Source organism: Flavihumibacter sp., from assembly GCF_036676075.1.
GTDB lineage: Bacteria > Bacteroidota > Bacteroidia > Chitinophagales > Chitinophagaceae > Flavihumibacter.
The window spans coordinates 379,992-397,800 of record NZ_JAKFDQ010000006.1 but is presented as its reverse complement, the minus strand read 5'-3'; the positions used below and the strand labels follow the sequence as shown (position 1 = coordinate 397,800).

Annotated in this window: 20 protein-coding genes; 6 read left to right on the top strand and 14 right to left on the bottom strand. The window is 42.1% G+C overall.

Annotation, left to right across the window (positions count from 1 at the left end; translation table 11 throughout):
- Positions 1-41: 41 nt before the first annotated feature.
- The 6 genes from V6M43_RS01760 to V6M43_RS01735 form a co-directional block, all read right to left on the bottom strand.
- Positions 42-1,967: a M1 family metallopeptidase gene (locus tag V6M43_RS01760; RefSeq protein ID WP_332732326.1), complete on the bottom strand. Its 1,926-nt coding sequence runs from the start codon at positions 1,965-1,967 to the stop codon at positions 42-44.
- A 121-nt stretch (positions 1,968-2,088) separates the two neighbouring features.
- Entirely contained in the window at positions 2,089-2,538 is a 450-nt protein-coding gene (locus V6M43_RS01755) for a PepSY-like domain-containing protein (RefSeq protein WP_332732325.1), read from the bottom strand.
- Between the two features lie 60 nt (positions 2,539-2,598).
- Positions 2,599-3,267 carry a 16S rRNA (cytidine(1402)-2'-O)-methyltransferase gene (rsmI, locus tag V6M43_RS01750; protein WP_332732324.1) on the bottom strand — a complete coding sequence of 223 codons (669 nt, stop codon included), beginning with the start codon at positions 3,265-3,267 and terminating at the stop codon, positions 2,599-2,601.
- A 38-nt stretch (positions 3,268-3,305) separates the two neighbouring features.
- Complete coding sequence (gene purS / locus V6M43_RS01745; protein WP_332732323.1) at positions 3,306-3,551, bottom strand: phosphoribosylformylglycinamidine synthase subunit PurS; 246 nt, start codon at positions 3,549-3,551, stop codon at positions 3,306-3,308.
- Positions 3,548-4,312: a CDP-alcohol phosphatidyltransferase family protein gene (locus V6M43_RS01740; RefSeq protein WP_332732322.1), complete on the bottom strand. Its 765-nt coding sequence runs from the start codon at positions 4,310-4,312 to the stop codon at positions 3,548-3,550. The genes purS and V6M43_RS01740 overlap by 4 nt, the downstream gene beginning before the upstream one ends.
- Before the next feature lie 26 nt (positions 4,313-4,338).
- Positions 4,339-5,628 (bottom strand): aminopeptidase P family protein, encoded by a 1,290-nt coding sequence (locus V6M43_RS01735; RefSeq protein WP_332732321.1) that lies wholly within the window; start codon positions 5,626-5,628, stop codon positions 4,339-4,341.
- 293 nt (positions 5,629-5,921) lie between these two features.
- Between V6M43_RS01735 and pckA the strand changes: the two genes are divergently transcribed.
- Both pckA and V6M43_RS01725 read left to right on the top strand, forming a co-directional pair.
- Complete coding sequence (pckA, locus tag V6M43_RS01730; RefSeq protein ID WP_332732320.1) at positions 5,922-7,526, top strand: phosphoenolpyruvate carboxykinase (ATP); 1,605 nt, start codon at positions 5,922-5,924, stop codon at positions 7,524-7,526.
- A 139-nt stretch (positions 7,527-7,665) separates the two neighbouring features.
- Positions 7,666-8,268: a DUF922 domain-containing protein gene (locus tag V6M43_RS01725; protein ID WP_332732319.1), complete on the top strand. Its 603-nt coding sequence runs from the start codon at positions 7,666-7,668 to the stop codon at positions 8,266-8,268.
- A gap of 18 nt (positions 8,269-8,286) precedes the next feature.
- On the opposite strand, the gene V6M43_RS01720 is transcribed toward V6M43_RS01725, so the two are convergent.
- The 6 genes from V6M43_RS01720 to trpS all read right to left on the bottom strand — a co-directional run bounded on the left by V6M43_RS01720 (position 8,287) and on the right by trpS (position 13,988).
- Positions 8,287-10,443, bottom strand: a complete 2,157-nt coding sequence (locus V6M43_RS01720; protein WP_332732318.1) for a peptidase domain-containing ABC transporter — start codon at positions 10,441-10,443, stop codon at positions 8,287-8,289.
- 7 nt (positions 10,444-10,450) lie between these two features.
- A complete protein-coding gene (locus V6M43_RS01715) occupies positions 10,451-11,596 on the bottom strand; it encodes an HlyD family efflux transporter periplasmic adaptor subunit (RefSeq protein WP_332732317.1) in 1,146 nt (381 codons plus the stop codon).
- Between the two features lie 59 nt (positions 11,597-11,655).
- Positions 11,656-11,844 (bottom strand): hypothetical protein, encoded by a 189-nt coding sequence (locus V6M43_RS01710; RefSeq protein WP_332732316.1) that lies wholly within the window; start codon positions 11,842-11,844, stop codon positions 11,656-11,658.
- Positions 11,845-11,858: 14 nt separating this feature from the next.
- Complete coding sequence (locus V6M43_RS01705) at positions 11,859-12,050, bottom strand: hypothetical protein (protein ID WP_332732315.1); 192 nt, start codon at positions 12,048-12,050, stop codon at positions 11,859-11,861.
- Positions 12,051-12,267: 217 nt separating this feature from the next.
- A complete protein-coding gene (locus tag V6M43_RS01700; RefSeq protein ID WP_039131541.1) occupies positions 12,268-12,903 on the bottom strand; it encodes a deoxynucleoside kinase in 636 nt (211 codons plus the stop codon).
- Positions 12,904-12,944: 41 nt separating this feature from the next.
- A complete protein-coding gene (trpS, locus tag V6M43_RS01695; RefSeq protein ID WP_332732314.1) occupies positions 12,945-13,988 on the bottom strand; it encodes a tryptophan--tRNA ligase in 1,044 nt (347 codons plus the stop codon).
- Between the two features lie 28 nt (positions 13,989-14,016).
- Here trpS and gatC point away from each other — a divergent pair, with 28 nt between their 5' ends.
- The 3 genes from gatC to V6M43_RS01680 are packed head-to-tail and all read left to right on the top strand — an operon-like array spanning position 14,017 to position 15,645.
- A complete protein-coding gene (gene gatC, locus V6M43_RS01690) occupies positions 14,017-14,307 on the top strand; it encodes an Asp-tRNA(Asn)/Glu-tRNA(Gln) amidotransferase subunit GatC (protein ID WP_332732313.1) in 291 nt (96 codons plus the stop codon).
- Position 14,308: 1 nt separating this feature from the next.
- Complete coding sequence (locus V6M43_RS01685; RefSeq protein ID WP_332732312.1) at positions 14,309-15,022, top strand: ABC transporter ATP-binding protein; 714 nt, start codon at positions 14,309-14,311, stop codon at positions 15,020-15,022.
- A gap of 59 nt (positions 15,023-15,081) precedes the next feature.
- Positions 15,082-15,645 (top strand): cob(I)yrinic acid a,c-diamide adenosyltransferase, encoded by a 564-nt coding sequence (locus tag V6M43_RS01680; protein ID WP_332732311.1) that lies wholly within the window; start codon positions 15,082-15,084, stop codon positions 15,643-15,645.
- Here the strand turns inward: V6M43_RS01680 and V6M43_RS01675 are convergent.
- A complete protein-coding gene (locus V6M43_RS01675) occupies positions 15,642-16,301 on the bottom strand; it encodes an ABC transporter ATP-binding protein (protein WP_332732310.1) in 660 nt (219 codons plus the stop codon). The genes V6M43_RS01680 and V6M43_RS01675 overlap by 4 nt on opposite strands.
- A gap of 125 nt (positions 16,302-16,426) precedes the next feature.
- Here V6M43_RS01675 and V6M43_RS01670 point away from each other — a divergent pair, with 125 nt between their 5' ends.
- The gene (locus V6M43_RS01670; protein WP_039131553.1) at positions 16,427-16,648 is read left to right on the top strand and encodes a DUF2795 domain-containing protein; all 222 of its coding nucleotides are present in this window, start codon (positions 16,427-16,429) and stop codon (positions 16,646-16,648) included.
- 336 nt (positions 16,649-16,984) lie between these two features.
- Here V6M43_RS01670 and V6M43_RS01665 read toward each other — a convergent pair whose 3' ends face one another.
- Positions 16,985-17,803, bottom strand: coding sequence for an enoyl-ACP reductase FabI (locus V6M43_RS01665; RefSeq protein ID WP_332732309.1), 819 nt, complete (start codon positions 17,801-17,803; stop codon positions 16,985-16,987).
- Positions 17,804-17,809: the final 6 nt, after the last annotated feature.

Below are 17,809 nucleotides of genomic sequence, written 5' to 3'. Positions count from 1 at the left end.
CTGCATAAGCAACGGCATTATCATAATTATGAATCAGGTGATCACCAGTTCAGTTCTAGTGTATTATCTTTTGCATTCACATCAGCCATACGGCCAGATGGATCAATTTCCACCTTTACGATATCCTGTAGCTTTCTTGATGTACTTACCTCATATGTGGGGTGCGTCCACTTCCATGCTTCATATGTCTTTTTGTTCATTTTCGGATCTTCCAGCCCTTTAGCACCAAACATAAGGTACATAGGTACATAATGCAATTCTTTAGAACCATCACGGAATGTAATCATAAGATCTACTGGCATTGGCATTTTACCGCTTCGTTTCAACCTGATACGGGTTTCATTACCCGTCTCGAACAAACTATCAATTCCATAATCAATTGTTTTGGTGGTATTAACCCAATATTCACGGTACCAGTCCAGTTTCATACCACTCCTTTTTTCTGCAATCCTAATAAAATCATTGACATTGGGATGTTTGAATTTCCAGGTATTGTAATAGTCAAGCAGAATTCGATCGCGCGTTGCTGCACCAACAATATATCCCAGCTGTTCAAGAAAGATCTCCCCTTTTGAATAAGCAGCGATACTGTAAGCGAAATTTGTTTCATAATGGTCTGAATGGGTGGTCATTGGTTCTTCTTTACCACTGCGTACCAATGCAAAATAATTCTGGTATGCTCCGGCATGCGGATTCTGCATTGAATTCTCATCAGCAATTCTCCGGGGACCTGTGCCATCGGCTGACCTTGTTACCTTCTCTTCGAAACTGACATCCCGGTAATACCGATCCACCAGGCTTTCTGCATAAGAAGTGAACCCCTCATCCATCCATGCATAGAGGCTTTCGTTTGTGGCAAGAACCATCTGGTACCAGTTATGCATCCATTCATGGAAAGCTGTTCCCAAACTTGGACCGCTAAGCAAAGTTGACATCGGGTATTCCATACCCCCATCGCCCCCGTGTATAAATGAATATTGCTTATAAGGATATTTCCCAAAGTTTTTCTCAATGAACGGAAGTACCTGAACCGCTGCATCAGCAATCTTCGTCCATGCCTCATCATTTTTGGTGTCGTTCTCCTTATAATTATAGAGCACATGAATCGTAGGGCCCTGAGGAACGTTTCTTACTATGTGCCTGAACTCGGGATCAGCGGCCCACATGAAATCGTGTACTTCAGGCGCAATGAAATGCCAGGTGAGTTTCGAACCCTCAGGTCGGGTTACCCTGGAACCAGGGGCTTCATAACCATACCCTATCTGCTGGGCATTCTGTAAATACCCGGTACCACCAAGAATGTAGTTTCTATCAATTGAAATCTTTACATCAAAATCACCCCAAACGCCATGGAATTCACGTGCTACATAAGGTGTAGGATGCCATCCCTCAAAATCATACTCGCAAATTTTGGGATACCATTGGCTCATACTATAACGTACACCAGTACTTGCGTTATCCCTGCCGGAGCGACGGATCTGCAAAGGCACCTGGGCTTCAAATTCCATATTAAAAACCACCTTGGTTTTAGGTAAAATTGGTTTTGAGAGCGTAACCTCCAATATAGTTTCATGCACCTTGAATGATTGAACCACACCATTCATTTTTAATGAAAGGATCTTCTGGTATCCTATTTCTTCAGGTTTCAGATTCTGTATACGGTCACGAACCCGTCCATCCCAATCCTGGCGGTTATTTGAATGTACGATCTTGCCGAGTTCACGACTGCGGGCATCCATCATACTGTTGGGCTGGAAAGCATTCCAATACAAATGATAGAATACACGGTGAAGGGTATCCGGAGAATTGTTAGTGTACTCCAGTTGTTGCTTGCCCGTAAACCGGTTTGTATTTACATCCATATTGATGTCCATCTTATAACGGACACGCTGTTGCCAACCGCTGGTTTGCGCATGTGATAAACTAAGGCTGCCAACAACAAATAGTAATAACAAAAAATACTTCATTGTCTTGTATGTGTTAGATTGATGCGATGATCGGTAAATTTCAGTAAAAATGCATAATGGAATAAATAAAAACAGGGTTCAGATTAATCTGAACCCCGTAGCATTAATAATATTTATTATATCAGAGCGTGAGCTTGTCTTTTAATAATCTTCCGTTTGATGCAAAGATAAGGTCTCGTTTATTCAGGTCTGATTTGCGAACAAGCAAACGGTACTCAAGGTGATCGTCGGGATAAATTAGCTGGTAATAACTGTCAATCTCCCAGTCTGCATATTTACTTTTTGAAAGCCCCTCTTCCACTGCATCGGGAACATCATCTTCGCTTATATCTTTCTGTGAACTTATCCACGTACCATCATTTTTAAATCCAGCCTCATAACGATCATTATTCATCTGGAAGTATACAACATAATGTGTGAGCTTATCCTTCCATTCAACACTTTCCGCATTGCGATACTTGTACTTGAAGGCATCGGTGACCACTGCCGGAATCTTCCTGATCTGTGCCCATCCTTCTTTGGGAAGGCCTACAAATGAAAGAAATAAAATTGCGATGATCGCTGATCTCATGATTGTTATGGTTTATTCGATGCAAATATCCTATGCATCCTGATAATGAAATCATAAAAATTAAGAATTGACACCTGCAACAACAAGTACTATCTCCCCTTTAACAGTTTTGCCACTGAAATAGCCCGCAACTTCCAAAAGCGTCCCCCTTTTATTCTCTTCAAACATTTTGGTTAATTCCCTGCTTACACAGCATTGCCTTTCACCACCAAAATATAAGGCGAGTTCTTCTAATGTTTTTACCAATCTCATGGGGGATTCGTAAAAGACCATGGTCCTCTCTTCTAAGGCCAGCTTCCTTAACATTGTCTGCCTTCCTTTTTTTGGTGGAAGAAACCCTTCAAAGCAAAACCTGTTGATCGGGAGTCCGCTATTTACCAATGCAGGAACAAAAGCGGTTGCCCCAGGCAAACACTCAACCCGGATATCATGACGAATGCATTCACGGACCAACAGGAAAGCAGGATCAGATATGCCGGGAGTACCCGCATCAGTTAATACAGCCATTTTTTTTCCACCCACCAGTTGATCAACAAGATGCTGCAGAACTTTATGTTCGTTATGCTGATGATACGGACTTAATGGTTTCTGAATATTATAGTGTGTTAATAACCTCGCTGAATTCCGTGTATCCTCAGCCAGGATCAGATCTACCGTACCCAGCACTTCCAAAGCCCTTAGTGTTATATCCTGCAGGTTTCCTATGGGCGACGGAACTAAGTAGAGCATCGGGAAATTTTGTTAGAGCAAGGACAAGGTTCTTACGATCAATTGATGGTGATCTCAAATTGTTCCATTACAGGATTTGCGAGAAGTTTTTTTGCAGCCTGCTCAGCAATAGATCTTGCTTCATCCCCGTTGGCCGCTTCAACCTGGAGTGTAATGTTTTTTCCTATGCGAACATCAGTTATTGCATTGAGTCCAAGATTTCCCAATCCACCCATAACAGCCTTGCCCTGCGGATCAAGGAGTTCTTTAAGGGGCATTACTTTAACCTGTACAGAGAAAGTCATTCTTTTCGGTTTTTGAGGGCCAAAGATACAATAATGTATGCAAGGAAAATAACGGGCATGGCCGCCCATTTCAATACAATAGCTGAAATTATTGCAATGGCGAGAATAATGAGTTTAGGAATATTGTTTTGTACACTATAGTCTTTAAACTTCAATGCCATGATGGGCAATGTACTTACCATGAGATAACTTAATACCAGTATTATGGCATAAAGCACCCATCTGTTCGACAGGATATTAATCACTGTTTCACTATTTGTACTCCAATAGATGAGTGGCATTGAGGCAACTACTAATCCGACAGCAGGAACCGGAACGCCTTTAAATCCATATGACTGACTTTCATCAATATTGAATCGGGCGAGACGGTATGCTGCAGCACATGGAATTAGGACTGATGGCAGTAACCAAATAAAACTGGTATCAAGACCATTCTCATCTGCAGCGAAACTTAACCTCAGAAACTGGTATAGGATCAGTCCCGGTGCCACGCCAAAACTCACAACGTCAGCCAATGAATCCAGTTGTTTGCCCATTGCACTGCTTGCTTTCAGCAGGCGTGCAATGAAACCATCAAAGAAATCAATAACTGCGGCTATAGCTATGAAAAGGGATGCAAGCCAGATCTTTTCAGGCATATCAACCATATACTGCCCTGCTGATCCGTTCACCATGGTTATGCCATTCTGAAGAATGACAATTATTGCCATGAAGCCAAAAACAAGGTTTAAAAGGGTAAAGAGATTCGGAATTTGTTTCATGCTTTGTTCAGGGTTTACTTAAGCAGTTATTTTTTCATCAGTTTTTCTATCTCTTCAGCAGTAATTGGAATATTTTCGAATAGATCCTTATTGCCTGTTCTGGTGATCCAGACATTATTTTCAATACGGACTCCCATTTGTTCTTCTTCAATATAAATTCCCGGCTCGATCGTAAAGACCATTCCTGCTTTTATAGGTTCGGTTCGTGTACCAAGGTCGTGAACATCTATTCCAAGATGATGGGATATTCCATGGTACAGATATTTCCGATATGCCCTGTTTTCAGGATCCTCATTCTTTACAGCATCCTTCGTTAAAAGACCAATTTTCAGGAATTGTTTCGTAGCCTCATCTCCAACCATCTCTGTATAGTTGAGAATTGTTATGCCTGGCTTTAATATTGATTTCGCATAATTGTGTAAGGCAAGGCATGCATTGTATACTTCCTTCTGACGTTTTGTAAATTTCCCGTTTACCGGAATTGTGCGGGTCAGATCAGCGCAATATCCGCCATACTCTGCCCCAAAATCCATAAGTATAAGTTCACCATCCCTGCATTCCTCATTATTACTTACATAATGAAGTGTCCTTGCCCTGTCACCACTGGCGATAATACTACCGTAGGCCGGACCTGTGGCTCGGTTTCTGAGGAACTCATGGTAGATCTCCGCTTCGATCTCATATTCCATTACACCAGGCCGGATGAATTTCAATAATCGACGGAAAGCCTTCTCCGTTATATCAACAGCTTGCTGCATTACCACAATTTCCTGGGGCGTCTTTATGGCACGAAGTGCCTTAAGTATACGCGCGCTTCTACGATATTGGTGAAGCGGATATCGCATTCGCATTTCCTCCGCATAACGATAATCCCTCACAGGCACCAGGTTTGCTTTCCTGTCATTCTCATTCGTATTTAGATAGATAGTCTCCGCTAGATGGATCATTGGTTGCAACAGGGCATCTAAGCTATCAAGCCAAACAATTGTTTTAATGCCCGATATGGCAGTGGCCTCTTCCCGGCGGTGGCGTCGCCCATCCCATTTCTCCTTGATCTCGTTTGGCCTCACAAGTACTAAAATCTCCCTGTATTTTGGATCAGGGTTGGCGGGGAATAAAATCAACATTGTATCCTCCTGTTCAATGCCGGTTAGCCAGTATAAATCAGAATTCTGCTTGAACTTGAAGAGTGCATCGCCATTTGTGGGCAGCTCGTCATTACTATTGAAAATAGCTATGGAATTTGCTTCCATTTCCTTTATAAACCTCTTCCTGTTTTCAATAAATATCTTAGAATCCAGCGGCAAATATTTCATATTCAGACATTTCGGGTGGCTAAAATAACCATGATTTTCGCTATTGCTGAAAAAAAGTGGATATGGACAGATATTGTTAAAAAAACTGACTCATAGAACAAATAAAAAAATAGCCATCATTCAAGCTAACAGTTGTTAGTATGTGGTTTTAAGTCAAAATACAAGCATTTTGCTGAACATTATTTAAAGATTGGCCTGTTTTTTTAAACAAATTCTATAGTGTTAGATTGACGCATTGTTAGTACACTTAATTTTCAACCCCTAGATTTGCGCTAACAAACGATTGTTCGAATATGTCAGTACCTACCATTATGTTTCCTGTTGACCAGCTCGTAAACATTGGTCTCCATGCAGCAGATAATGTGCATTATCAGTTAACCCCGGAAGAATTAGTCCAGGATACACTGCGTTTAGGTGAAGGTGTATTAAATGATACGGGAGCACTGGTGATCAGGACGGGTGAGTTTACCGGCCGCAGTCCAAAAGACAAGTTCATCGTTAAGGATGATCTTACCACTAATACAGTGCACTGGAATGAGTTTAATATCGGGATTGACGAAAAGTATTTCTTCATAATAAAGAAGAAAATCACCGACTACCTGGCAAAATGTCCAGAAATCTGGGTACGCGACGCTTATGCATGTGCGGATAGCCGTTACAGGTTGAATATCCGGATAGTTAATGAAAAACCCTGGATCAACCTCTTTTCATACAATATGTTTCTTCGCCCTACTGAAGAGGAATTGGAGAACTTCAAACCAGAATGGACGATTTTTTCAGCACCCGACCTTTTGCTTGATCCGGCAGAATGCGGCACTCGTCAGCATAATGCTGCTGTGATCTCTTTCCGGCATAAAACAATACTCATTGCAGGAACCGGGTATACTGGTGAAACCAAGAAGGGGATCTTCAGTGTGCTGAATTATATATTACCCCTGGAGCGGAATGTACTTAGTATGCACTGTTCGGCAAATATGGGAAGGGATGGTGAAACCGCACTTTTCTTTGGACTGAGCGGAACTGGCAAAACAACTCTAAGTGCTGATCCGAAAAGAAAGCTCATTGGTGATGATGAACACGGCTGGACAGATGACAATATTTTTAATTTTGAAGGTGGATGTTATGCAAAATGCATTGGGCTAACCGAAGATAAAGAGCCTGAAATATATAACGCCATACGACAGGGCGCCCTGCTGGAGAATACCATGTTTTTTGATGGAACAAACCGAATCAATTTTGACGACGGATCTATAACGGAGAACACCCGGGTATCCTATCCTTTGGATTTTATCAGCAATGCACAGGAACCTTCGCTGGGAAATATTCCAACGAATGTTTTCTTCCTTACATGCGACGCGTATGGGGTTTTACCACCTCTTAGCAAACTCACAACAGAGCAGGCCATGTACCAGTTCATATCTGGTTATACTGCAAAAGTTGCAGGAACTGAAGCAGGGGTTACAGAACCAAAATCAACCTTTAGCGCTTGTTTCGGCGCTCCTTTCCTCCCACTTCATCCAGGAAAATATGCTGAAATGCTGGGAGAAAAATTGCGTAAGCATAATGTAAAGGTTTGGCTGGTTAATACCGGATGGACGGGTGGCCCCTATGGTATAGGTCACAGAATGAAACTGTCTTACACCCGTGCAATGATAACAGCAGTGCTGGAAGGTAAAATGGAAACATCTAAATATGAAACACATCCTGTATTTGGAATGGAAATGCCGTTGGAATGCCCCGGTGTTCCTTCAGATGTTCTGAATCCACGCAATACCTGGCCAGACAGTTCTGCATATGATTCAAAGTGCAAGGCCCTTGCAAATCAATTCCTGGCAAATTTCGAAAAGTATGCTTCAGGGGTTTCTGCTGAAATTTTAGCAGCTGCTCCTAAAGTTTAGTTTTATAGTTTTCGGTCTCAAACGTTGCTTGCAGTCCGCCCCGTTCACGGGGCGGAATTTTTTTACCATATTTTAGCATTCACGCACACCACCCGAAAGAGGTGTTTTGCATCTTTGCTCTGGATAAAATTGTTTATTCATGATACTACCCTTCTTAATGATAATATTTGGAAGCATCGGAATTATAAATACTCCGGTGAAGCAGGCTAAATTTACTATTCCCAATAAATCCAGAATTACCCTTTCACATACCCCACCCAGATCCGAGAAGGAGGCGATCAACTGGCGCAATCGTCGTATCCTTAACTGGTCTGATTTCAAAGGCGCACCTATTGAAAGCTCAGATAATGCAGCATTAACAAGTACCTCTATTCTAATTAACTACGGCTATGATGAAAATGAACTTAGCTACCAGTTGAAATGCATCTTTTATCCTCATAAATCATGGACCAAAGTAGAGAAGGTATACATCCTGGCCCATGAACAAGGGCATTTCGACATATCACAGTTATATACACGAAAATTGCATAAAGCTCTCAGCGAGTACAAATTCAGGCACGCAACGGTGGAAAAAGATATTCAACTTATCTATCAGCGAATCACCCAGGAGCAGGCCGGTTACCAGCAGTTGTATGATAAGGAAACAAACCATTCAAGACACAGGGACAAACAAGTACTTTGGCAGCAGATCATAGAAGATCAGCTCGACTCACTTAAGCAATATGCCAATTACCCTCAATAGTTTCCTTAGCATATCAGTTCATTCTGAATTGTTTGACCAATAACTGTAATAAGCGCCTCCCATTTCTATTAATTCCTGATGACTTCCAGATTCCCTGACCATACCATTTTCTATAAGATGGATTGTATCTGCATTAATTATATTTCTAAGGCGGTGAGTGATCAATATTATCGTTGTACCCGAATTCTTTAATCCCTGGAGCAATTGATTGATCCGGCTTTCGCTTAATGAATCAAGATTAGCTGTTGACTCGTCAAGAATCAATATCTCAGGTTTTCTGTACAATGCTCTTGTAATACCGATCCGCTGCTTTTGTCCTCCCGATAAGTTAGTCCCCTTCTCTCCTATTTTGGAATAATAACTATCAGCCATTTTTTCAATAAACTGGTCTGCACCTGTGCTCCTACAAAGTTGAATTATTCGTTCCAGATCAGGTGCCGGATCACCAATGGCAATGTTTTCTATGATCGTTCCATTAAACAGATCAATCTGTTGAGGAACAACTCCTACATAATTCCGCAAACTGTTGTGACTATAATATGTAATGTCAAAATCACCTATGAATATTTTTCCTTCCTTTAAAGGATAAAGATTCAATAGCAATGATATAATGGTGGATTTCCCACATCCACTTTCCCCTACCACAGCAGTGATGCTGGATTTCCTGATCCGGAATCCAAGATTATTAAAAATCATATTCCGGGGGCCATAACTAAAACAAACATTACTGAATACAATGTCACCACCCATTGGGCTACTTAGTTCTAATAATGGTACTCCTGCAATTTGTTCTGCATCCAGATCGATCACTTCAAATAATCTTTCTGCAGCAATTGTCGCATCCTGGATCATTCTACCCGAACCTATTAGTGAAGCGACCGGACCAGTAAAATATCCGATCAGTGAATAAAAACTCAAAAGCTCTCCGGCCGATAATTCCTGCTTCATTACAAACCAGGCGCCAATCCATAGTACAACGATGATCAATAGCCGATTGATAAATTCGGAACTTGTTCCTATGAAAAGATTATAAAGTCCGGACTTATATCCAGTGTTAATTAATCTGAAAAAACTATCCTCTGTTCGTTCTACCACATATTCACCCAGGTTAAGCCGCTTTACAGTGGAAGCATTATGAAGCCCTTCAACGAAGCATGATTCAAGTTCAGCTGACCTTTCCATTATGCTACGCTGCCATTTTCGATTAGTTTTTGCGGCAATATGATATAATAAAAGATAAACCGGAAGTACTGCCATAACAACTAAAGCAAGCTTCCAATAGTATAGAAACATCAAAACTATAGTGAACGATACAATCAGGACACTTACCATAAGGCTAAGAGCCAATTCATTTATGAAGACCCGGATCTTTATTGCGTCACCCACACGGCTTAAAATTTCGCCCACCCGCATTGTGTCAAAAAATCGTACAGGAAGACGAAAGAGGTGTTTATAATATCCTGTTACCAATCTTGCATCCAAAGCCTGTCCTATTTTTAATCCAATAAGCGATCTGCATAAACCGATCACTACCTGGATAATAATGAGAATGATCATTACAGAACTCATCATATGTAATAACTCCAAACTGGAATTACCAATAACATCGTCGATGAGTTTCTGTATATAAATGGATGTGGCGAATCCCAGGACTGTATAAACGATGGCTCCCAGCAAAGCCTGTAACATATCTGGATAATGTGGCCTTACCAGTTCCATGAATCTTGAAGAAACAGATAGTTTTCTGTTCTTTGGTGTAAAGCCTGGCTGTGGAGCAAACATCATTATCACCCCCGACCATTTTGAAAGAAACAGATCCAGGCATTCCGATACAGTTTTCCCGGTTGCGGGATCCATATATTCAACGCCTGATCTCCTTAGCCTGTATATCACTACATAGTGCTGCAAGCCTGAATTGAGCACCAGGTGTGCGATTGCGGGTAATTGAACCAGGGGAAGATTATCTTTATTTGCCCTAACAGACCTTGCACTCAATCCAAATGTTTCTGCAGCCTCCTTCAATCCCAGTAAACTTGTGCCTTGCTGATCTGTTCCCGCATATTGCCGAATCTGACTAACCGTAATGAAGGTGCCGTAGTAATCCAGTATTGAGGCAATACATGCAGCACCGCAATCTGTGATATCACGTTGCCTTATAGCTTTTACCTTTTTCATTTCAGAACTAAATAGCAGTTACAGGATCAAGCCAGTTATCCAGTTTATCAAAGAGCAATTGCCACAAAGTTCTGCGTGCGATAATAAAGCGAGCCTCCAGACCCAGTCCCTTTTTCAGCCTTGCCTTAAACCCATTACTAGAACTGAGTTCAAGCTGGGTAATGGAACAACGAATCCTGAATACCGCAAGGTTATCCATGATTGTGTGGTCTTCATCAATTTTCAGGATTCTGCCGGAAACAGTTCCGAATGTTTTGTGGTCATAAGCATCAACACGAAAATTTACAGGTTGGAGATCATATAGAAAGCCCACATCTGCAGTATTAACATAACACTCAGCTATAAGTGTATCTTCTGGGGAAACTGAACAAAAGGTTTCCCCCGCCTGTATTGTATTGCCTTCATACCTTGAATTAATACCCATGATTATTCCACCTATTGGTGCAGTTATCAGCAGTTTTTTCTTCTCTGCCATAATTTGCCTTGAACGTGAATCAAGCTCTTGCATCTCCTGGTTTAACTTCTGTTTTTCCTCACTCCATCTCGAAAGCTGTTGGTGCCAGTAACTCCTTGCATTGAATTCGGCCTGTCTTAGATCTTTTAATTTCAGTTCATACTCTGACCTGGCAATGATCTTATCCGCCAATAAAGCAGATGCCGTAGCTTCTTCACTTTTCGCATATTGGAGCAATAGATTTTTTTCCTGGTAAGATTGTTGAAAACCTTTTAGCTGCTGCCTGTAGGCGTCACTATTAATTACCACTGAATTGGATAAATACGGCTGGCTGATCAATGTCAATTGTTCCAGGTCTTCCAGTAGTTTCCGCTTTCTTTTCAGCTCTTCGCTGAACTGAGATTCAATAATTGATTCATTCTCCCCGTTTAAGAGCGCAAGCACTTCTCCCTTTTGTACGCGTTGCCCCTCCTTTACATATAGGCTGTCAATAAGCCCTGAGATACCCGATCTTACAATTGTCCTTTCAAGAGCAGGTCGAATTTGTCCTGGTGATTTAACTACCACATCCATTTTTAAGAACCTTCCGGATCCTATTAAAATTAGTACAAGGAAAATGGAGACTAAATAAAGGATCCTGACGGAATTGGGTAGTCGTCCAGCCAATATCTGCTGCTGCTCAAATACTTTATTTGCCATGACTGTAAACTGTGATTCTGGTGTAAAAGGCCGGACGATATTACCCGCCGGCCTTATTGTTACTTTTTGTCGGAAGTTGAAAGAGTTGACTGGTAATCCATAGCTGTTTCTGCCAGTGTTACTATAGATTTTACAATTGTTCCCCCAATCTGACCTATGGTGTACCAAAAACCTTCACCTGATTCAGCACCACCACTTATTGTCACCAGCTCATCGGCGGTGAGTTCATTTAAGATTTTATTTTCCATTTTAATTTGTTTTATTATTTCTTATCAAAATTCCATCCGGCTATAAAGCCCTGAACCATCTCTTCTGCGGCCACAAATAAATTTGTAGTCACATTTATCAAACTAAGTGATGCTGAAGGGAGCAGAAGGTCTCCCCCATTTATATCCATCATTTCAGAGCACTTCAACTCCTCAAATTCCATTTCACTTAAACTTACCTGTTCCATACTACTTGAATTTTTAATTATGTATTCTTCTTTTGTCACTGGCCGGCAACGGGCATTACAATACAAATCTTCCCTTTACACGTGTTATAATTAATTACATCACTAAACTAATACATGCTTTAACCTCAGGTAAGCGTGTTATAACGGTAAAATTTCAGGTATAAAAAAATCCGCTCAATGAGCGGATCTCCAACAATAATTTGTATTCTAAAAAAAATTAAAACAGACCATATAATTGCGCATCCACTTTCCGGATGATATCGCCAAGGTCTTCCTCGTTCTCCGCAAATTTATTTTTGTCAACATCAATTACCAGCAATGGCCCTTCTTTATATGTATCTATCCATTTGTTATAAAAATCATTGAGCCGCTTGAGGTAATCAAGCCTGATATTTTCTTCATATTCACGGCCTCTCTTCTGAATTTGTCCAACCAGAGTGGGTACAGATGCCTGGAGGTAAATCATCAGGTCAGGTGGCTGAACCATGGTTTTGAGTGTCTGGAAGAATAGAAAATAATTATCAAAATCACGCTTGCTCATTAACTGCATCTCGTGAAGGTTGGGTGCGAAGATGTGCGCATCCTCATAAATTGTCCGGTCTTGTATAACAGTTTCGGTTCCACGATGAATATCAAGGATCTGATTGATTCTGCTGTTAAGGAAATATATCTGAAGGTTGAAGCTCCACCTGGGCATGTCTTCATAGAAGTCATTGAGGTAGGGATTATGATCTACATCTTCAAACTGGGGAATCCATTTATAATGTTTGCTCAATAACTCGGTAAGAGTGGTCTTACCCGCACCGATGTTTCCGGCAACGGCAATATGCTTAGGTTTTTTTCCTTTGGCCATAATAATTAAGCCTGGCTTAACAGGTTTTTGAATATAGGAAATTAATAGTATTTCAGTCCAATTGCTTCGCGAACCTTCTCCATGGTAGCACCCGCGCTTTTGCGTGCCTTCTCCGCGCCAAGTTCCATGATCTGGCGTAGATATTTTTCATCATTGCGAATGCTTTCTGTTCTCTCACGGATAGGGCTGATAAATTGAACCATATCTTCTGCAAGCTGCTTTTTCATATCACCATACCTGATAGATGCCTGGTTGTAATCAGCGGTAAATTTCTCCACCACATCATTAGCGCTCACCAGTTTCATTAGCAGGAAAATATTCTCGATATAGTCAGGCATAGGAGTACCGGGAGCCTCCGGACCCGCATCCGTCTTAGCTTTCATAACCTTTTTGCGGATGAGCTCATCATCATCGGAAAGGAAAATGGTTGCATACTGATTCTCACTCTTACTCATTTTCCCAAGCCCATCAAGACTGGGAACCTTTACCAGTTCTTCGCCGTAATTGAATGCAAATGCTTCTGGAAAAACTTCACCATATCTATGATTAAACCGGTTTCCATAATTACGGGTCATTTCCAGATGTTGTTCCTGGTCTTTTCCAACGGGTACCAGCGAAGCCCTGTGTAAGAGAATATCGGCAGCCATTAATACGGGATATGTCAGAAGCCCGGCATTTACATTTTCGGGATGTTGACGCACCTTATCCTTAAACGTAGTTGTTTTTTCCAATTCGCCTTTATAGGCAAGCATGTTCAGGTACAGATAAAGCTCAGCAGTTTCATGAACATGGCTCTGGCAGTAGAGGGCTACTTTTTCGGGATCCAGTCCGCAGGCAATATTTTCGGCAAGCACCCTGTGAACATTCGCCTTAAGTTCTTTTGTATCCGGATGGGTGGTCAGGGTATGAAGATCTGCCACCATGAAATAGCATTCATATTCATCCTGCATCCGCACATAATTGCGTATTGCTCCAAAATAATTTCCGAGGTGCAGGAAACCGGTACTCCGTATCCCGCTCATCACAACTGCTTTTTTTCCATTTTCCATAGAGCGGCGAAGATAAGAAGCTCCTTCAAAACCCATTCATTTCCATTATTTTTGTTGATAGCTTATGGAACTTACCAAAGAAATGATAGCCCAGCTTGCCAGTTTGGCCAGGCTGGAGTTTAATGAAGAGGAAACACTAAGGATCCAGGATGATCTGGCCCGGATGATATCTTTCGTTGAAAAGCTCGGTGAACTAGATACTACAGGTGTAGAGCCCTTGCTTCACATGACAGAGATCCGAAACAATCTCCGCGACGACCTGCCCCGGGGTTCTATGGACCGCCAGGCAGCCCTTTCCATTGCCCCTGATGCAGATCAGCAATATTTTTATGTTCCTAAAGTGATCAAAAAGTAATATGACCCAACCGATAATCCACCTTGAGTCCATTGTAAAGAATTACTATATGGGAAAACAGGCTATCACTGTTTTAAAAGGCCTGTCGCTAGATATCTTCAAAAACGAATATGTAGCCCTGATGGGGCCCTCTGGTTCGGGTAAGAGCACATTGATGAACATACTCGGATGCCTCGACTCACCTACCGATGGCACTTATATCCTTAACGGAAAGGATGTTAGCACCATGGCTGATGATGATCTTGCAGCCGTCAGAAACCAGGAGATCGGATTCGTATTCCAGCAATTCAATTTACTACCCCGACTATCAGCTGCTGAAAATGTTGCCCTTCCACTTGTATATGCGGGCATTGCCAAAAAGCAAAGAAATGAGATCGCTCTGGAGGTTCTCAATAAGGTTGGACTGGCAGACAGGAGCCATCACCGCCCTAATGAGCTAAGCGGGGGGCAGTGCCAGCGTGTTGCCATTGCCAGGGCACTGGTAAATAACCCCAGTATTATCCTTGCCGATGAGCCAACCGGAAATCTCGACACGAAAACATCCGTGGAGATAATGGATATTTTTGGAAAGATCCAGAGTAGTGGAAACACGGTTGTGCTTGTAACGCATGAAGAAGATATCGCCAATCACGCACACCGGATCGTGAGACTGCGCGATGGCATTATCGAATCTGATAAGCGTAAACACCTTGATGAACACACGCTTGTTCTCTGAGAATTTAAAACTGGCTCAACTTTCCTTCTTTTATTTTGTTGGAATCCCAATCCTAACTCATGGCTTTAAAGATTTATACAAAAACCGGCGATGCCGGTAACACTTCATTGATCGGGGGTACTAAAGTGCCCAAGAGTCATATCAGGATTGAAACCTATGGTACTGTTGATGAACTGAATTCCTATATCGGCTTCTGTAACGACCAGCTTAAGGATGAGGCATCAAGGGCAATGTTGAGGGAAATACAGGATCGTCTATTCACTATTGGTTCCTCCCTTGCCTGTGATCCGGATAAGGAACCCAAGATGAAGATGCCAGATCTGCTGGAGACTGATGTAACTCTTTTGGAGAAAGAAATCGATCGGATGAATGATACCCTCACGCCCATGAAATTTTTTATTCTACCCGGGGGGCATATGGCCGTATCATCTCTGCATATTGCGCGATGCATCTGCCGCAGGGCAGAACGGTTATGTGTTCACCTGCAGCAGGAAAAACTGTTTGTGGATCCATTGGTCATCAAATACCTCAACCGGCTAAGCGATTACCTTTTTGTATTATCCAGGTATATAGGTCACCTCCTTTCTGTTGAGGAGGTTCCGTGGAAGCCAAGACTTCATTAATCTCCGTTGACCATCCTGCCATCTTTCATGTGCAGCAGGCGGTCACTCATTTTGGCGAGTTCTTCATTATGGGTAACGATAAGGAATGTCTGGTTGAATTCTGCCCGAAGCCGGAAGAATAATTCATGAAGATCGCGGGCATTTATTGAATCGAGGTTACCGGTGGGCTCATCGGCAAATACTATCCGGGGCTCATTGATCAGCGCACGGGCAACTGCTACTCTTTGCTGCTCGCCGCCCGACATAGCCTGTGGTTTATTATCTATCCGGTGTGAAAGTCCCAGAGTATTAAGCAGCCGCACAGCCCTTTCCTCCACCTTGTCCTTGGGTCGGTTAGCGATCCAACCTGGAACGCATACATTTTCAAGGGCGGTGAATTCAGGCAGGAGATGGTGAAACTGGAAAACAAAACCTATATACTGATTCCGGAATGCTGCCAATTGCCGGCCGTTTAAGGAAGTGACAGCAGTATTGTTCATATTGATTGAACCCTGGTCGGGCTTATCCAGCGTACCCAGGATATGCAGCAAGGTGCTCTTCCCTGCTCCGGAAGAACCCACTATACTAACGATTTCCCCGGTACTGATATCGATATCCACCCCTTTCAGTACTTCTACGTCGCCGTACCGCTTATGAATATTTCTGGCCTGAAGCATGTGCGATTATATTCTTTTTTTGTCTAAAATGAAAAGGAAGCCGCAATATTAAGCGTTGTTGACCGAAAGGATTTGGAAATTTCATATTAACCCCTACATTTGCCGGAAAATTAAAATAAGTACAGATGTTCTGGACCCTCGAATTAGCATCCTATCTGGAAGACGCTCCATGGCCCGCTACCAAAGACGAGCTGATCGATTACGCCATCCGTAGCGGTGCCCCTATTGAAGTAGTGGAAAACCTGCAGGAACTGGAAGATGAAGGCGAGATCTACGAAGGGATCGACGATATCTGGCCGGATTACCCCTCTCAGGAAGATTTCTTCTTCAATGAAGATGAGTACTAGTTGCAGCGGTAAATGGTGATCAGGATCGGGCGCTTTTTATAGCAAATTTCATTAAAACATAAAATGAGGCTGTCTCAAATATGAGGCAGCCTTTTGCTTTTTCCCAGTTTTTTCCTTGCCACAACCAAAATCTATCCTAGGGTTATCCTAGGGTTATCCTAGGGTTATCCTAGGGTTATCCTAGGGTTTATAGCCTGGCAATACCTTAGAATAACCCTGAAATAACCCTAGAATAATAAATCTTTATAACTCAGCTCACAGTTATTTTAAGAAACAAAAAAGCCGCTTCAAAAATTTGAAGCGGCCAATTTATATGATTAATTGTGAGGTTAGTTATTATCCTTCAACCCCCAATTTCTGCATCACCTCTGTACTAACACCAGTAGTTGAATATCCACCATCATGGAAAAGATTCTGCATGGTAACCATCCTGGTAAGGTCTGAGAATAATGTGATACAATAGTTGGCACAATCCTCAGCAGTGGCATTTCCCAGTGGCGCAATAGCATTGGCATAATCATAGAAATCGCCAAAACCTTTAATACCCGTGCCAGCAGTAGTTTTGGTGGGTGATTGTGAAACGGTATTGATCCGAACCTTCTTTTCAACACCATAATGGTAACCAAAACTCCGGGCTATAGATTCCAGCATGGCCTTAATATCAGCCATATCGGTATAAAAAGGATAAACACGCTGTGCCGCCATATAAGTGAGGGCTACAACACTTCCCCATTCATTTATAGCATCAAGCTTACGCGCAACACTTAACATCTTATGAAACGACATGGCAGATACATCGATCCCTTTCATGAAATAATCATAATTGGATTCAGTATAAGGGATATTTTTCCGAATATTTACGCTCATTCCAATTGAGTGCAATACAAAATCGATTTTACCGCCTAAAACTTCCTGTGATTGGGTAAAGAGATTGGTCAGTTCTTCCACATTGGTTGCATCAGCCGGGATGATCTGGGAGCCTGTTTTTTCAGCAAGCTTATTTATCTCACCCATCCTCATGGCAATAGGTGCATTGGTGAGAACAAACGTTGCGCCTTCTTCGTGTGCTTTTTCAGCCACTTTCCATGCGATAGAATTTTCATCCAATGCTCCGGTAATGATACCACGCTTTCCTTTCAGTAAGTTATAGGCCATATGCAG

Excerpts from the sequence above, each read along its gene's own strand:
- trpS (WP_332732314.1), bottom strand. The coding sequence starts at position 13,988 with ATGGGTTTTGAAGGAGCTTCTTATCTTCGCCGCTCTATGGAAAATGGA.
- V6M43_RS01675 (WP_332732310.1), bottom strand. The coding sequence starts at position 16,301 with ATGCTTCAGGCCAGAAATATTCATAAGCGGTACGGCGACGTAGAAGTA.
- V6M43_RS01685 (WP_332732312.1), top strand. The coding sequence starts at position 14,309 with ATGACCCAACCGATAATCCACCTTGAGTCCATTGTAAAGAATTACTAT.
- V6M43_RS01740 (WP_332732322.1), bottom strand. The coding sequence starts at position 4,312 with ATGAAACAAATTCCGAATCTCTTTACCCTTTTAAACCTTGTTTTTGGC.
- V6M43_RS01665 (WP_332732309.1), bottom strand. The coding sequence starts at position 17,803 with ATGGCCTATAACTTACTGAAAGGAAAGCGTGGTATCATTACCGGAGCA.
- V6M43_RS01670 (WP_039131553.1), top strand. The coding sequence starts at position 16,427 with ATGTTCTGGACCCTCGAATTAGCATCCTATCTGGAAGACGCTCCATGG.
- V6M43_RS01755 (WP_332732325.1), bottom strand. The coding sequence starts at position 2,538 with ATGAGATCAGCGATCATCGCAATTTTATTTCTTTCATTTGTAGGCCTT.
- pckA (WP_332732320.1), top strand. The coding sequence starts at position 5,922 with ATGTCAGTACCTACCATTATGTTTCCTGTTGACCAGCTCGTAAACATT.
- V6M43_RS01680 (WP_332732311.1), top strand. The coding sequence starts at position 15,082 with ATGGCTTTAAAGATTTATACAAAAACCGGCGATGCCGGTAACACTTCA.
- V6M43_RS01715 (WP_332732317.1), bottom strand. The coding sequence starts at position 11,596 with ATGGCAAATAAAGTATTTGAGCAGCAGCAGATATTGGCTGGACGACTA.
- V6M43_RS01710 (WP_332732316.1), bottom strand. The coding sequence starts at position 11,844 with ATGGAAAATAAAATCTTAAATGAACTCACCGCCGATGAGCTGGTGACA.
- V6M43_RS01705 (WP_332732315.1), bottom strand. The coding sequence starts at position 12,050 with ATGGAACAGGTAAGTTTAAGTGAAATGGAATTTGAGGAGTTGAAGTGC.
- V6M43_RS01735 (WP_332732321.1), bottom strand. The coding sequence starts at position 5,628 with ATGAAATATTTGCCGCTGGATTCTAAGATATTTATTGAAAACAGGAAG.
- gatC (WP_332732313.1), top strand. The coding sequence starts at position 14,017 with ATGGAACTTACCAAAGAAATGATAGCCCAGCTTGCCAGTTTGGCCAGG.
- V6M43_RS01700 (WP_039131541.1), bottom strand. The coding sequence starts at position 12,903 with ATGGCCAAAGGAAAAAAACCTAAGCATATTGCCGTTGCCGGAAACATC.
- V6M43_RS01725 (WP_332732319.1), top strand. The coding sequence starts at position 7,666 with ATGATACTACCCTTCTTAATGATAATATTTGGAAGCATCGGAATTATA.
- V6M43_RS01720 (WP_332732318.1), bottom strand. The coding sequence starts at position 10,443 with ATGAAAAAGGTAAAAGCTATAAGGCAACGTGATATCACAGATTGCGGT.
- purS (WP_332732323.1), bottom strand. The coding sequence starts at position 3,551 with ATGACTTTCTCTGTACAGGTTAAAGTAATGCCCCTTAAAGAACTCCTT.
- V6M43_RS01760 (WP_332732326.1), bottom strand. The coding sequence starts at position 1,967 with ATGAAGTATTTTTTGTTATTACTATTTGTTGTTGGCAGCCTTAGTTTA.
- rsmI (WP_332732324.1), bottom strand. The coding sequence starts at position 3,267 with ATGCTCTACTTAGTTCCGTCGCCCATAGGAAACCTGCAGGATATAACA.